Annotated in this window: 15 protein-coding genes; 4 read left to right on the top strand and 11 right to left on the bottom strand. The window is 36.2% G+C overall.

What is annotated here, in order from left to right; translation table 11 throughout:
• The 6 genes from ABIL69_09580 to ABIL69_09605 are packed head-to-tail and all read right to left on the bottom strand — an operon-like array spanning position 1 to position 4,365.
• Complete coding sequence (locus ABIL69_09580) at positions 1 to 522, bottom strand: HEAT repeat domain-containing protein (protein MEO0124234.1); 522 nt, start codon at positions 520 to 522, stop codon at positions 1 to 3.
• Entirely contained in the window at positions 500 to 1,462 is a 963-nt protein-coding gene (gene obgE, locus ABIL69_09585; GenBank protein MEO0124235.1) for a GTPase ObgE, read from the bottom strand. Before obgE ends, ABIL69_09580 begins: the two co-directional genes overlap by 23 nt.
• A gap of 42 nt (positions 1,463 to 1,504) precedes the next feature.
• Positions 1,505 to 2,518 (bottom strand): Holliday junction branch migration DNA helicase RuvB, encoded by a 1,014-nt coding sequence (gene ruvB, locus ABIL69_09590; GenBank protein ID MEO0124236.1) that lies wholly within the window; start codon positions 2,516 to 2,518, stop codon positions 1,505 to 1,507.
• Entirely contained in the window at positions 2,515 to 3,060 is a 546-nt protein-coding gene (gene ruvA / locus ABIL69_09595; protein ID MEO0124237.1) for a Holliday junction branch migration protein RuvA, read from the bottom strand. Before ruvA ends, ruvB begins: the two co-directional genes overlap by 4 nt.
• Before the next feature lie 30 nt (positions 3,061 to 3,090).
• A complete protein-coding gene (gene ruvC / locus ABIL69_09600; GenBank protein ID MEO0124238.1) occupies positions 3,091 to 3,555 on the bottom strand; it encodes a crossover junction endodeoxyribonuclease RuvC in 465 nt (154 codons plus the stop codon).
• 51 nt (positions 3,556 to 3,606) lie between these two features.
• Positions 3,607 to 4,365, bottom strand: a complete 759-nt coding sequence (locus tag ABIL69_09605) for a YebC/PmpR family DNA-binding transcriptional regulator (protein ID MEO0124239.1) — start codon at positions 4,363 to 4,365, stop codon at positions 3,607 to 3,609.
• A gap of 124 nt (positions 4,366 to 4,489) precedes the next feature.
• Here ABIL69_09605 and ABIL69_09610 point away from each other — a divergent pair, with 124 nt between their 5' ends.
• Positions 4,490 to 4,792 (top strand): hypothetical protein, encoded by a 303-nt coding sequence (locus ABIL69_09610; GenBank protein ID MEO0124240.1) that lies wholly within the window; start codon positions 4,490 to 4,492, stop codon positions 4,790 to 4,792.
• 27 nt (positions 4,793 to 4,819) lie between these two features.
• Here ABIL69_09610 and ABIL69_09615 read toward each other — a convergent pair whose 3' ends face one another.
• Together ABIL69_09615 and ABIL69_09620 are read right to left on the bottom strand one after the other, a co-directional pair.
• Positions 4,820 to 5,770, bottom strand: coding sequence for a D-cysteine desulfhydrase family protein (locus ABIL69_09615; GenBank protein ID MEO0124241.1), 951 nt, complete (start codon positions 5,768 to 5,770; stop codon positions 4,820 to 4,822).
• Entirely contained in the window at positions 5,715 to 7,103 is a 1,389-nt protein-coding gene (locus ABIL69_09620; GenBank protein MEO0124242.1) for an HD domain-containing protein, read from the bottom strand. The genes ABIL69_09615 and ABIL69_09620 overlap by 56 nt, the downstream gene beginning before the upstream one ends.
• A gap of 94 nt (positions 7,104 to 7,197) precedes the next feature.
• On the opposite strand from ABIL69_09620, the gene recA reads away from it, so the two are divergent.
• Genes recA through alaS form a run of 3 tightly spaced genes read left to right on the top strand, consistent with a single transcriptional unit; the run spans position 7,198 to position 11,348 of the window.
• Positions 7,198 to 8,232 carry a recombinase RecA gene (gene recA / locus ABIL69_09625; GenBank protein MEO0124243.1) on the top strand — a complete coding sequence of 345 codons (1,035 nt, stop codon included), beginning with the start codon at positions 7,198 to 7,200 and terminating at the stop codon, positions 8,230 to 8,232.
• The gene (locus tag ABIL69_09630) at positions 8,195 to 8,803 is read left to right on the top strand and encodes a RecX family transcriptional regulator (protein ID MEO0124244.1); all 609 of its coding nucleotides are present in this window, start codon (positions 8,195 to 8,197) and stop codon (positions 8,801 to 8,803) included. The genes recA and ABIL69_09630 overlap by 38 nt, the downstream gene beginning before the upstream one ends.
• A complete protein-coding gene (gene alaS / locus ABIL69_09635; protein ID MEO0124245.1) occupies positions 8,796 to 11,348 on the top strand; it encodes an alanine--tRNA ligase in 2,553 nt (850 codons plus the stop codon). The genes ABIL69_09630 and alaS overlap by 8 nt, the downstream gene beginning before the upstream one ends.
• 20 nt (positions 11,349 to 11,368) lie before the next feature.
• On the opposite strand, the gene ABIL69_09640 is transcribed toward alaS, so the two are convergent.
• The 3 genes from ABIL69_09640 to ABIL69_09650 form a co-directional block, all read right to left on the bottom strand.
• Positions 11,369 to 13,402, bottom strand: coding sequence for a DUF3857 and transglutaminase domain-containing protein (locus ABIL69_09640; GenBank protein ID MEO0124246.1), 2,034 nt, complete (start codon positions 13,400 to 13,402; stop codon positions 11,369 to 11,371).
• 268 nt (positions 13,403 to 13,670) lie between these two features.
• Positions 13,671 to 14,915, bottom strand: a complete 1,245-nt coding sequence (locus ABIL69_09645) for an ATP-binding protein (protein ID MEO0124247.1) — start codon at positions 14,913 to 14,915, stop codon at positions 13,671 to 13,673.
• A 127-nt stretch (positions 14,916 to 15,042) separates the two neighbouring features.
• Positions 15,043 to 15,509: hypothetical protein (locus tag ABIL69_09650; protein ID MEO0124248.1), on the bottom strand; the 467-nt coding region annotated here is incomplete at its 5' end.

Raw genomic sequence — 15,509 nt, forward strand, 5'->3', positions numbered from 1 at the left:
TCAGTTTTCAAAGATTTCTTTAAGTTGGTCTTTAAATTCAGGCAGACATTCAATAAGGATATTATGAATGTCCTTCTTGAGCCCTGATGAATCTTTTAACTCTTTAAGTTTCACAAAAAAATTATCTCCATTTTTTTCTGACATTTTCTTTATTGCCAATTTTATTTCTTTAATTACAGTTGGATTTGTATCATTTAACAAGAGTGTTATAATTGTAGATAACCCTTCCAAATCACCGATCTCACCAAGAGTTCTGCAGGCTGCAGCACGGGTATACCAGAAGCCTTTATTACACAATTTTTTTAATCTTGGCACAAGTCTACTACCAAATTTAGCGAGTTCCTGTGTTGCCTGCTCACGCAGATACCAGGAATTATCTTCAAGTATCTTCAATAAAATTTTTATTTTATCTGCTTCAGAAAGGTCATCAAGTTTATTAAATATCTTCAATTTTTTATTGATGTCACCTTCTTTAAGTATTTTTATTAGAGTCTCTTTGTCAGTTTTTATAGAGATCTTCATTCTTGAGTGCCTCGGATAACTCATCAATACCAATGTTCTTCAATGCGGATATATAAAAAGTTCTTTCTTTCAGATTAAACTCGGGTATTTTCTGCGAAAGGTCAATCTTATTGAATACTACAATCCTTGGTTTTTTCAGAATTTTGGGGTCATACTTTTTAAATTCATTCAATAGGGTATGATACTGGTTCATAGGTTTATCAGAAGAGATATCTATCAACAATATCAATATTTTCGTTCTCTCAATATGGCGCAAAAATCTTAACCCCAATCCTTTTCCAGCGTGCGCACCCTCAATAATCCCGGGCATATCAGCAATCACAATATTTTTCAAATTATCCTTGAGCACACCCAGATTGGGAGCGAGGGTGGTAAATGGGTAGTCTGCTATTTCAGGACGGGCATTGGTCATCGCTTTTAGTAAAGTAGATTTACCGGCATTGGGGAAACCCACAATTCCAATCTGAGAAATGAGTTTCAAAACTATCTTTAGTTTACATTTTTCTCCCGGTTTACCTTCTTCAGCAATTCTCGGTGCCTGATTTGCGGATGTAACAAAATGGCGATTACCCCTGCCACCCTTTCCACCTTTTGCCACGAGCAGGGTCTGCTTATGTTCAAGTATTTCACCCATAAATTTTCCGTCTTTATAAACTTCAACCCCCAGTGGCACAGGAACGAATTTATCTTCTCCTGACTTCCCATCCATACCTTTACCCTTACCATGCATACCCCTTCCTGCTTTATAATGTGGTCTCAATTTTAAATCATATAATGTTTGCAATCTTTTTTCGCCAATAAGAAATACCGAACCACCATCTCCACCGTCTCCGCCATCAGGGCCGCCCCTGGGAACATATTTTTCCCTTCTAAATGATACACAACCATTCCCACCTGCACCACCTTCAACAAATATCGTTGCCTCATCTACAAATTTCACAAATTATTATAACAAAGTTTTTGATTGTGTCAATCAGGAGATTTATCTAAATAGTGGTCCGTGGTCTAATTTTATATTCAGGTGCTCATAGGCAAGGGGGGTTACCAACCTTCCCCTCGGCGTCCTTTTAATAAACCCCTCCATTATTAGAAATGGTTCAAAGACCTCCTCTATGGTCTGGGCATCTTCACCCACTGCCACGGCAAGGCTATTGATGCCCACCGGACCGCCCTGGAATTTTTCAATGATTGTTAAAATGATTTTTTTGTCCATCTCATCAAGACCCCTTTTATCCACATCAAGTTTTTTTAACGCATATTCGCAGATTTCCATATCAATGATCTCTTTATTCTGGACCTGGGCAAAATCACGCACCCTTCGCAACAATCTATTCGCCACCCTTGGTGTCCCCCTTGACCTGCGGGCGATCTCCATACCTGCCTCTTTGGAAATCTTTATTTTCAGGATTTTTGCCGAACGCTTTATGATTTGTTCAAGGTCTTCCGGTGGATAATAATCAAGTCGGAAATTTATTCCAAATCTTGAGCGTAATGGAGAAGTAAGAAGTCCGGAGCGCGTTGTGGCACCAATCAAAGTAAATTTTTCAAGCTTCAGTCTCAGACTCTGGGCACCCATTCCTTTATCTTGCATTATATCAAGGTGGAAATCCTCAAGCGCAGGATAGAGATATTCTTCAACGACTTTATTTATCCTGTGTATCTCATCAATGAATATTATATCTCCGTACTTTAAATTACTCAATATCCCTGCAAGGTCAAAAGGCCTTTCCAGTATCGGTCCTGATGTTGGATAAATATTGACATCCATCTCATGGGCAATGATATGGGCAAGTGTTGTTTTACCCAACCCGGGCGGACCAAACAATAGAATATGCTCTAATGGTTCTTTTCTCTTCTTTGCTGCCTGGATAAAAACCTTTAAATTTTCAACAACATTCTTCTGTCCAACAAATTCTTCAACCTTCTTTGGTCTGAGAGTCAATTCATATATTTCTTCGCCTTCAAACTTTATACCGGACTGGGTCCTTTCTTTCATTTACCCCTCAATGCCAGTTTTATCATTTCTTCAACCGTCAGGTTATTTGGTAATCCCTTTAATCTTGCCAGCGCCTCATTCCTGTTCAATCCCAATGCACATAAGGCATTAATTGCCTGCTCAAATGTGCCTGTTTCCTTAACAAAATTCAACTTTCCTTTCATCTCAAGGATTATTTTACTTGCAAGTTTCTTGCCGATACGAGGAACCGAAGAAAGCAGTTCAAGATTTTCTTCTTCAATTGCCCTGGTAATTTCCTCAGGTGTAAAATTTGATAATAAAGTCAATGCCGATTTTGGTCCAAGGCCCGGGACCGAAGTCAATGCTTCAAATATTTCAAGTTCCTTTTTATCAAGAAAACCAAACAAGAGCATCTCTTCTTCTTTTATCAAAGATTTTGTGTATAATACTAATTCTTGATCTGGCTCTAAAGTTTTAAATGCATTCAAAGGCAATTGTATTAAAAAACCAATTCCGGAGACATCAAGTATTAAAAATGGAGGATTCTTTTCAATTATTTTACCGCAGAGCCTACCAATCATTTTAATCCTGCAGACGCTGAAATTTTATATCTATAAATGGCATTTAAGTTTCCTCATTGCGGTATAAGCAATTGCAAGGGCGTCTATCGCATGATTTGAGATACGTGTCTTATTTTTTAGTATCATCCTTTCCATTATAAATCTTACCTGTTTTTTGGATGCCCTTCCATTCCCGGTTGTGGTAAGTTTTATCTGAGCAGGGGTATATTCAACAAATTTTATATTATTCTGCAATAACAAATAAAGAATCGCACCCCTCAATTCAGAAATTTTTATAAGGCTTGCGACATTCTTCTGAAAAAATGCCTTTTCTAAAGAGACTACCTCAGGTTTATAATCTTTAATGATTGATTTTACTTCGTTGCAGATGAATGAAATCTTTTTTAAATAATTCTTATCTTTGGGTCTTATCGTGCCAAATATTGCCCTTTTGCCATCAACAATAATTCCGTAACCGGTCGCTGAAACTCCGGGGTCAAGTCCCATTATTTTCATTTCAAAAAGTTCCGCAGTTTACCCTGTTATCAAAGGAAAATTTAAAGATAGTTAATTCTGGCTTGATATTTTTTCCATTACCTCGTCAGAAATATCAAAATTGCCGTAAACATGCTGAACGTCGTCGAGTTCATCAAGTGCCTCAAAGAGTTTTAATACCTTTTCCGCATCTTTTTCGTTCAGCGGGATAGTATTCTGCGGAATCTTTGTTATTTCACTGCTTAAAATTTCAATATTATTGTTCTTAAATATTTCTTTAATCTTATGAAATGTCTCGGGCGTGGTTATTATCTGGTAATTATCATCTTCGTTCTTCACATCAAGTGCACCACCATCAAGTGCAAGGCTGAGAACGGTGTCTTCATCATATTTCTTAGCATCAACGGTTATTATGCCTCGGGTCTGGAATTGCCAGGCAACCGAACCCTGTGTTCCTAAACTGCCATTATGACGGGAAAGGATATGTTTTATCTCGCTCGTTGTCCGATTACGATTATCGGTAACCGCCTCAATCAGCAATGCAACGCCATTTGGACCATAGCCCTCATAGACCACTTCTTCAAGTGCCTGTCCATCATTCAATTGTCCGGTACCCCTTTTAATCGCCCGCTCAATATTTTCATTTGGCATATTTGCTGCCCTTGCCTCATCAATTGCCGTGCGCAATCTTGGATTTGCATTCGGATCTCCACCACCATGGCGTGCGGCAATCGTAATTTCCCTTATCAATTTGGTAAATAATCTACCCCGGGCAGCGTCTGCACCGGCTTTTTTTCTCTTAATTTTTGCCCACTTAGAATGTCCTGACATATCTCACTCCTTTTTAAACAATTTCAAATCTCTTTCTACATATATATTTTAATCAAAAATTCACATAAGTCAAGGCTTGACTTTATTTTTTTATCAGATAAAATAAAGAACCAGAGGAGATAAAATGTTTATCAAAACCGCTAAAATAAGTTTTATCTTGATATTGCTCTGTGCAATATTCTTCACAAATTGTGCCCCCGGCAATGAACGATGGAATCAGAATATCAACCCCGGAAAAAAGGCAGGATTCTGGGCAGGTTTGTGGCATGGTATGATTTTAATTATAACCTTTGTCATCAGTCTTTTTACAAAGGAAGTCGGCATCTACGAAGTAAACAACACAGGCTGGCCATATAATTTAGGATTTATTTTAGGCCTTTGCTTCACAATCGGCGCCCCCTGGAGATGGCGACCATTTAAACGCTAATATACATGACGATTATTTTAAATCTTATTATTTAAGAACTTCGTTATATGCAAATATACTAAAGATTCCACCGGTGTGAATGAATATCACTTTTTTGTATTTTCTCTTTTCTAAATCCTTTAGCATTCCATAGAATGCCTTCCCGGTATAGACTGGTTCAAGTATTATCCCTTTTTTGGCAAGCATTTTTATAGTCTCAATCTCTTCGGGATAGGGAATTCCGTATCCTTCGCCCACAAATCCATCAATAAGAGTGATATCCTGCGCTTGTATTTTTATCTTCAAATTAAATCTATCAACCGCTTTTTCACATATATCCATTATCTTATTTGTAAAGTATTCAACTGTATCACAGATTATTACACCATTTAAATCTATATTGATCTTCATTAATTTTTTGCCTAATAATAGACCAGCATATGTTCCACCTGAGCCCACGGCACAATAAACTGCATCAATTTTCTCTTTTTTAATAAAATCTACCATCTCTTTCATACAATCAATATAACCAAGTGCACCAATCTCATTTGAACCACCTTCGGGGATTATGTATGTTTTTTTTCCTTTCAACTTTTTTGCATATTCTTTCATAATTTCGTCTCTATTTTTATATTCCTCTGGTGTGATGAATTTTATTTTGGCACCAAGCAAGGTATCTAATAACAAATTGCCGGTGTATTCAGGTTTATTGTTTGTTCTCAAAAATAAATGGCAGTCATATCCAAAAGTTTTACAGATTGCAATTGCGGTCCTGCAGTGGTTGGATTGCACTGCACCACAGGTGATTATCGTATCACATTTTTTATTTTTTGCATCGGCAATAAAATATTCAAGTTTTCGGATTTTATTTCCTGAAACCAACAACCCATTTAAGTCGTCCCTTTTTAAAAAAAGTTTTGGCTTGCAGAGACCTTTCAGTGCTTCAATCGGTGTTGGTTTTGTTATTTTTATTGGTTTCATAATCTTTGTTTTTCTCATAAATCTCCTTTGCTAATTTTAATCCTTCTTCTTTTGTTTTAATTTTACCTTCAAGTTGAAGGTCAAAAAGTTCTTGAAGGATGATTTTAAAAACTGGTCCTGGTTTTAAGCCGAGTGCAATCAGATCATAACCATTCACCAATCTTTCAATCTTCGGCTTTGCATCATCAGCCCTTTTTAATTCTATCATCTTTAAGAATGTCTGTTCTAAGTGTCTTGTTCTGCCACCCGTTGCATATCCATCTGCCCAGGCGAGCATCATTGCACCGAAAAAATCTTCGCCGAGATCTCTAAAGAATCTCCTTATTGCACGGTCAGTAAGTTCTTCGTTTGTTGCAAGAAGATGGGGTCGCATATGTTCTTTTACAAGTTTTTTAATCACCTGAACATCGTTGCGAGAGAGTTTCAATCTTTTATATCCAATTATTTCAACAACCTTTGCACCCTTTGTATCATGTCCATAAAAATGAACATCCCCTTCCTTAATCAAAAATGTATCAGGTTTGGCAACATCATGGAATAATCCAGCGATTTTTAAAAGGGCTTTTCTCTTTTCAAGAGAAAAATATTGTGAAAATTCTGGCTCAAGTTTTTTAAAAAAACCTTTTTGCATCAAAATTTCAAGAGCCTGGTAAGTGCTTAAGGAATGCCCCCAGAGAAATCCATCCTCAATTATCTTTTTTGCCTCAGGGAAGATTTGTTGAAATAGTCCAAGGTCATTCATTTTTAAAATCATTTTATAAGAATTACCCGCCGAAACTATGCGCATAAATTCGTAACCAATTCTTTCTCCGGCAATATTCTTTAAACTGACCTGTTTTGCATATTTAAAAAATTCTTTGTCAATTTTAAAATCCAATTCAAGAGCAAATCTAAATCCCCTTAATACCCTTAATGGGTCATCCTTAAGTGAATTTTCTGAAGTTAGGCGAATTAGCCTCTTTTTAAGGTCACCTAATCCATTATGCAAATCAATAAATTCAAACGTGTCCAAATCCACCGCCATTGCATTTATTGTAAAATCACGCCTTTGTAAATCCGTACTTATATTCTCCTTATAGCCTATAAAATCATAAATTTTATTATCCTTTACTACCCGTGCCTCATCATCTTCTTCACTTAGCAGAACAAATGCGCCATTTATTGCCTTTGCTACTTTACGGGCGAAGTAAATACCCGAGCCTGATACTGCAAAATCAAAATCATTTGGAGGAATACCCAATAATATATCGCGAATCGTTCCACCAACAAGATAAATTTTCTGCCTTCTTTTCAGGGCAGCAATTTGTCCAATGTATTCGTTCTTTCTTATCTCATCAATCAACTGTTTCATCATTATATTTTATCTAATACACGGACTGTGTCAACTGTTTCACCTGTTGACTTCAAGGAAAATTTAATTAATATTAGTATAATAAAGGAGCTATATGGCAAAGGATGAAAAGGAAAAGGTATTATCAATGGCAATAAGCCAGATTGAAAAGCAGTTTGGCAAGGGCTCGGTGATGAGACTCGGTGCTGAGGAATCAAAGGTGGATGTAAGTGTAATACCTTCTGGTTCGCTGGCACTTGATTATGCGCTTGGGATTGGTGGTTACCCAAGGGGAAGGGTGGTTGAGATATTCGGTCCCGAGGCTGGTGGAAAAACAACCCTCGCACTTGAGGCGGTTGCCCAGGCACAGAAATTGGGTGGTAATGCAATATTCATTGATGCGGAGCACGCCTTTGACCCCAAATATGCCCAGGCAATCGGTGTTGACCTTGATAATCTCTATATTTCACAACCCGATACCGGAGAGCAGGCACTTGAGATTGCCGAAATTTTGACACGTTCAGGTGGTGTTGATATTATTGTTGTGGATTCAGTAGCCGCATTGGTTCCCAAGGCAGAGATTGCCGGTGAAATGGGTGATATGCAGGTCGGACTTGTAGCAAGGCTTATGTCACAGGCTTTGAGAAAACTCACCGGGGTAATAAGCAAATCAAAGACGGTAGCGATATTCATTAACCAGATAAGAATGAAGATTGGAGTTATGTATGGTTCTCCTGAAACCACGCCTGGTGGTTTGGCATTAAAATTCCATTCTTCAGTCCGTCTTGATATTAGAAAGATTGCAACACTGAAAAAGGGTGAAAATGTGATTGGTTCAAGAACCAAAGTCAAAGTTGTGAAGAATAAACTTGCACCGCCATTCAGAGAGGCTGAATTTGACATTATTTATGGAGAAGGTATATCAAAACTTGGTGAACTCGTTGATATCGGTGTTGAACAGGGACTCATTGAAAAATCAGGAACCTGGTATTCTTTTAAAGATGAACGAATCGGTCAGGGTCGTGATGCGGTTGTGGAATTTTTGAAGACAAACCAGGACATTGCCAAAAAAATTGAAAAAGAGTTGAGAGAAAAATTATTCAAAAAGCCCGTTGAAGATAAGCAAGATAGAAGTTCAAAAGAAAAATAAGAAGAGGTCTTCAATCTATATTGACGGCGAATTTAAGTTCGGATTGGATAACGAGATTATATTGAGATATAATATAAAAGAAGGTGATGAAATCACTGAAGACCAGGTCAAAAATCTTCTTCTCGCTGAAGAAAAGCAGAAGATCAAACAGCGTGCTTATAGACTTTTGAGATATCGCAGTCGCTCAATTGCAGAAATGAGAGACAGGTTAAAAAAGTTAGGATATGAGCCAGAAATTGTAGAAGAAGTCGTGCACGAGTTAGTTGAAGAAGGTATTTTAAACAATCATAAGTTTGCCCGTGAATTTGTGAGTGATTATACGAACTTAAAACCAAGGGGAAATATTTTTATAGTCAATGAGTTAAAAAAGAAAAAAGTTGACGACGCATATATTAAGGAGATTTTGAAAGAACGGGATGAGAAGAATTTAATAAAAAAAATCATAGAGAAAAAATTTTCTAATTTTAATAAAAAGGACTCAAAACAAAAAGCAAAGATTATAAGATATTTATTATACAGGGGATTTACCCTTCAGAAAATTTACGAGGTACTGGGTGAAGATTATGAATAACTTAGAAATTCGTGAAAGTTTTTTAAATTTCTTTAAAGATAAAGGTCATACAATCGTTCCCTCAATGTCTTTGATTCCCAGGGATGATCCAACCCTATTATTTACCAGTGCCGGGATGGTTCAGTTTAAACCCCTGTGGACAGGCTCCGTGCCCCTGCCCTACAAAAGGGCGGCAAGTATCCAGAAATGTTTGCGACTATCAGACCTTGATAATGTTGGCAGGACAAGAAGGCACCATACATTTTTTGAAATGCTCGGTAATTTCTCATTCGGCGACTATTTTAAGAAAGAGGCGATAATATGGGCTTGGGAATATCTTACTTCGGTTTTAAAGATTGACAAATCCCGCTTATATGTTTCGGTCCATTATCAAGATGAAGAGGCTTATAAAATTTGGAAGGAAGATATAGGACTAAAATCAGAAAGAATATATAAACTCGGAGATGATACAAATTTCTGGGGTCCGGCGGGTAATTCCGGACCCTGCGGTCCCTGTTCTGAAATTTATTATGACCTCGGTGAAAAATTTTCTTGTGTCAAAAAATCCTGTGCTCCGGGGTGTGATTGTGATAGATATTCTGAAGTTTGGAATCTTGTATTTCCTCAATTCGACCAGAAGATTTCCGGTGAAAGGGTACCCTTGAAAAATCGCGGCGTGGACACCGGAATGGGTCTTGAACGACTCGCAAGCATCATTCAACAAAAGGATTCCAATTTTCACACCGATCTTTTTTATCCAATCATTGAAAATATTGTTGAACTAATCGGACATAAGTATGGTAAAGAACCGCAGACCGATGTCAATATAAATACTATTGCAGACCATATTCGCGCACTTGTCTTTGCAATTGGTGATGGCATAATTCCATCAAACGAAGAAAGAGGCTATGTTTTACGGAGAATATTAAGACGGGCAACAAGATTGAATTTAAATTTGGGGGTCAATGAGCCGGTCCTTTATAAAATTGTTCCGACCGTCGTAGAAGTGTACAAAAATGCATATCCAGAACTTGTTGAACATCGAGAAGAAATTACCCTGGTGATTAAATCAGAAGAAGAAAGATTCCTTGCCACCCTGGAAAAAGGAATGGCACTATTTGAAGAAATTGTAAAGAAAAATAAAAAAATATCTGGAGATGAGGCATTTAAACTGTATGATACATACGGATTTCCGATAGAATTGACGAAAGAGATTGCAAAAGAAAGAGGAATTGATGTTGATGAAGATGGATTTTTAAAAAATCTTGAACAGGCAAAAGAAGAATCAAGAACAAAGGCAAAATTTACACTCGGTAGCGAATGGAAGATTTTGAAAGCGGACACAGGAAAATTCGTTGGTTATGAAAAGAATGAGGTAGAGACTGAAATACTCCGTTACAATGAATCAGGCAAAAATATTGAGATAGTCCTTGCTGAATCACCATTCTATGCTGAGGCAGGTGGACAGGTTGGCGAGACCGGTTGGATTATTGGACAAGATTTCAAACTTAAAGTTCTTGATACCTACTGGCTCCAGGGAATGAATACCTGCCATTGTGAGATTGAAACCGGGAAATTTAAACCTGATAAGGTTGTTGCCAGAGTCGATTTAAGACATCGTAAAGAAAGTGCCCGCGCACATACGACAACCCATTTATTACACGCCGCCTTGAGAAAAATCCTTGGAGAGCATGCACGACAGGAAGGTTCTTTTGTTGAACCTGGAAGATTTAGATTTGATTTTATGCATTTCAAACCACTCAGTGACGACGAGATAAGGGCGATTGAAGACCTTGTCAATGAAAAGGTTATGGAAGCAATACCGGTTGAAAAATTCTGGACCACAATTGACGAGGCAAAGAAACTTGGAGCAATGGCGTTATTTGGCGAGAAATATGGCAGAGATGTGCGTGTAGTTAGAATAAAAGATTTTTCTATTGAACTATGTGGTGGTATTCATCTTGATAATACCGGTGAAATTGGATTATTCAAAATAATAAGCCAGGAATCGGCATCCGCAGGTATAAGAAGGATTGAAGGTTTTGTCGGATTCAATCTCCTTGAGGAACTGCGCCGTTATCGTAATATTGTAAAAAATATTGCAGAATTTGTTGGCAGCGAAGCAAATATTATTGAAAAATTTGAAGAATTTCAGAACCGCCTGAAAACCATAGAAAATATAAATAAAAGACAACAGGTAAGACTCGCCGGTTTAATTGCCCGTGAGATTATTGATGAAATAGGAAATCAGAAATATATTGTTAAAAGGCTTGAGGGTTTTGATAATGAAGGTATGCGACAGGTTGCAGATTTTATAAGGGAAAAGGCAAAAGATAAACTGGGCGTATTATACGATATTGTTAACAATCGGGTGAATTATCTCGTATTTGTGGGTGATGAATTAAAAGAAAAATTTCCTGCCCACACCTTGATAAAAACTGTAGGTAAAATAATTGGTGGTGGTGGTGGCGGCAAACCCCACCTTGCTGAAGGTGGTGGCGGCAAACCCGAAAAAATTCCGGAATTAATAGAACATTTCAAAAAAATCTCATCTTCTGATTTATAAATATTTTAACTGAAAAACCTTTATTTCTTTTTAGATAGAATAATAACTTTGTGATACGAATCCATCACCTTATCAATATCGCCCTTTATTTTTTCAAATTCATCCTTTGGAATAATCCGGGATTTAACAGCAACTGCTCGATTTACTACAACTGTATCGCCACTATAATAAGAAGACATACTATAGTCAAACCATTCATTGTTGATGTTAGTTTTTTCGGGTAGACCCATCAGATTGTATTCTTTACTAACTACCGTTTTAAAAATATCACTTTGATAATATGGGAAATCAAGGTATATATGATGTTCTCTCTTCTTTGTATTATAAAGTTCAGTAAAATATTTTAATGGTGAAAAAATTACTGGAATTAAAATTTGTTCCTTATACACACCGGTACCTCCTGATTTTTTGAATTTTATAATAATTTTCAAAGCAGAATCAAACATATACAAATTTTCAATTTCAAAAGTATCAAGTACAATCTTTATTGGAATTTTATCAATGAACTTTTTAAAATACTCTCTCAGTTCATCCCTGGATGATCGGTTGATTTGCCAGCGCAGGCGTGCTGCCTCTTCACCAGCAATTTGCATTGAAAAGATTCCATTATTATCCGAGTCTAAAAAGACCTTATTTAATATTGTATTATCACGATATTCTGACTCAGGAAGTTTTGCCAGGTGAGAATTTTCATCAATACATAATAAAGCATTTGACCCCTGAATTGCGGAAGGTATTGTTCCTAAAGGCATACTACTCGCCGTGGGGTCGACTATAACAAAATCGTCATCAGATGAATACTCATTCTCACCTGTAACAATCGCCTTTAAATATATTTTTCGGTCATTAAAATATTTTAGCGGAATGGCAACAACAACATGATTTATCTGATTGCGCGATGGAAAGTTTTCTATTAAATTACCGCTATTTTTTGTCCTTAACAACACAGGATATGCTTCTATATTAACCGCTTTTAATAGCGAAATTAAAAGTCCCGAAAGGTCTTTGCAATCACCGTAAAGATTTTTCAACACCTTTGAAGGAGCATTAGGCAATGTTCTGTGTCCTTCAATAGCGACTGCTACATACCGAAAGTTCTTCTGAATAAAATTCACTATATTTTTTATTTTATCTTCATCCGTATTACATCCACTTGTTAATTCATTCGCTTTCTGAACAATTTCTTTATCTGGCATTATAGTTTTACTCACAAAATTCTTGTAGTCCTGTCCTATCAATGCCCAGGATTCTTCTCGGCTGGTAATTTCATTAAATAAAAATTGCAAAGAACTCCAGGTCATAAGAATCCAGGAGGACATTTCAGCTAATGGTGGTGAGAAAACTTCCTTTTTCAACGCAGGCAGTTCTCGAACCGAGAATGAACCACGATTCCACCCCGGGTAATCACTGATTTCCTTTTTAATTTCTTTTCCGGGGAGATTTGAATAAATATATTTAAAACCAAGATAAGCAGGCACTTCATAAGAAAATTTAGCAAAAACAGTAAATTCATCTGTTTGGAAAAACCAGATCGGCACATATGGATATTTCAGTGCTATTGTATAAATATATTCAAGAATACAATTTGTATCCACATTGGGGAAAGTAAAAACCTTGGCTTTACTGTCTGCATATAATATAAAATCAGGAAAATCTGACACTTCAAAGACATCATCCTTATTGAGTGTGATGACTTCGCCATTGGGCTTAATAGTTCTTGCCTCAAGATATACTACATCGCCTATGTCAGACCAATAGGGTATTCTAACATTAGCATATTTTTTCCCCGCATCGTTGAAAATCTTAATTATAATATGCTCGGTAAAAGTAAAAATTTTATTCGCTTCATATTTCGCCTCACGCAGAAGAAATATCGCATCAGATTCCGGATAATCCTCCTTCTTTGGTGTAGTTTCAAAGTCTATTTTGCTGAAAGTCAGAGCAGGCTTATTAAAATAGGACTTCAGGTTGAGCCTTTTCTGGCTGTAACTTGTACATTGTATCATAAAAATGATTGAAAATACAATCAACTTATAGTAAATAACAGTTCTCATATGTGATACTATTATACATATTGCAATTTTAATGTCAATAAGTGAAAATATAGTAGTAGAGTCCTCTTCATTTTTTATTCTGTAATTAAACAACAAAAATATGTAAAATCTGAAATAAAGTTTGGGGCGTCTGGAATTCTAATTCAGACGGGCGGTAAAAATTAAGGCACGGCCGTGGAGTGAATTAATATATTCACCCTTGCCGCAATGCAAAATTTTACAAATCAGATAAGTCATTTTTTGTTAGAATATTTCATAAAATCAACCCTCATTCTTTGAAATAAAAAATAATTTCGTAAAAAGGAATGATATACACCATGGTTTTGTTAAGTTTGATACTCTTCTTTAATGATAAATTAACAATAAATGCCTTTGCCGGACGGTATTTTTCAATAAAACTTCTCAATGCCCTGGTTATCTCTGTCTCACTCATCCGTTTATATTTCACCTCTATTGGATAAACATCCCTACCTGAATCAATTACAAAATCAACCTCTGCCTTATCTTTTGTCCTCCAAAAACAAATCTTCGCTGAACTGTTTTTAATCTGCTCATAAAGTAAATTATAAACAAAATTCTGAAACAAAAATCCGGTATCATTAACTGAACCAAAACTTCCTATAGCATAATTTCGCATACCCAGGTCATTAAAGTAATACACTGGAGATTTTGTAATCTCTTTTCGGATATTTCTAAAAAAAGGCGAAACTTTTCTAATGATAAAAGTCTTTTCAAGATACCACAGATATTCTTTTAAAGTATTAACTGCAATACCGAGTGTAGAAGATAATTCTGTGTAATTAACTATTCTTCCTATCTGTCCAGCGAGTACCCTAACAAGGTTGCTGAATGCTTCAGGTTTATGGACCTTAAGAAGATAAGTAATATCCCTTTCTATATAACTCTGGAATATCTCACCTATTAGATTTCTCTTTTCTTTAAGTTCAGTCTCCAAAACGACCCTTGGGTAACCACCAAAGTTCAGGTATTCTTCAAGCATCTCAGATAAACGTTCAAATTCAACCGAGTAGAAAGAAGGTAGATTTTTAGAATACTTATAATCAGTTTTATAATCGACAAATTCCTCAAAGGATAAAGTAGAAAGCTCAAATATCCTTTTTCTTCCCGCCAACGATTCATGAATCTTCTCCTTTAATTCGACACTCCCTGAACCAGAGACTATGAATTTATATGGGGTATTCATATCATATATTCCTTTTAAGAAAAGCCCCGCATCTTCCTTCCTCTGAATCTCATCAATAAAGATGACACCTTTATTCTTACCAATTTCCAGTTCTATTTTTCTGAGTAGTTTTGACTGAGATGTAAAAAAGATTTTATCGTTTTCAATATCAAGGTTAAAAAATAATGTTCGTTCACCTTTCTTATTTAGTTCATCCTGCAGTTGTAGCATTAAGGTCGTCTTTCCTGCCTGCCTCGGTCCAATAATAAAAGTAATTTCCTTACTGCGAAGATGTCTTCTAATTTCATTTAAAAGCCTTCTCTCTATCATAATTATATTTTAGTCCGATTTTTTTAAAAGTCAAGTATCAAATTTCTCGGGCTGATTTTATAACTTCAACTTATTCACAATATGCGCTACAGAAAACTAATTTCTTTAAGGCATTTGCTAAAACACCTCAAATGCAGTACGCACTTAGAATATGCCTAATTTTTTTGATGTCTACAGACTTGTTGTGAAATTTTTCCTTTACTACATCCATTATCCTTTGATATTCATTTTTATTGGTTTTATACGCCTCAAAGATGCTTTTGACTATTAACTCTAATAGTTTAAAATAATGAAGACCATATTCTTCATGATTAAAATATAGCCAAAGATTCAAACTTATTTCAAGTAATTCCTGATACCTGTTAATACCTTTTTCCATAATATAAGGCATAGGCCATAAAATTTCATATATCCCAATGTGATCTCTAATTTGAATTAAGATTTGCCTACTTGCATTTTTAGATACCATATCATAAAACTGCCTGTCGCAGAATAACCTTGGACCTTTATCTATGTTTTCATTCTTTACGGCTTCGGCAACTGCTTTGCCAATTAGATTGTAGTTTTGTGTCACTTTACCTTCACTTATTTGAT

Source organism: candidate division WOR-3 bacterium (genome assembly GCA_039802005.1).
In the GTDB taxonomy this organism is placed as follows: domain Bacteria; phylum Hydrothermota; class Tepidihabitantia; order SM23-42; family JAOAFX01; genus JAOAFX01.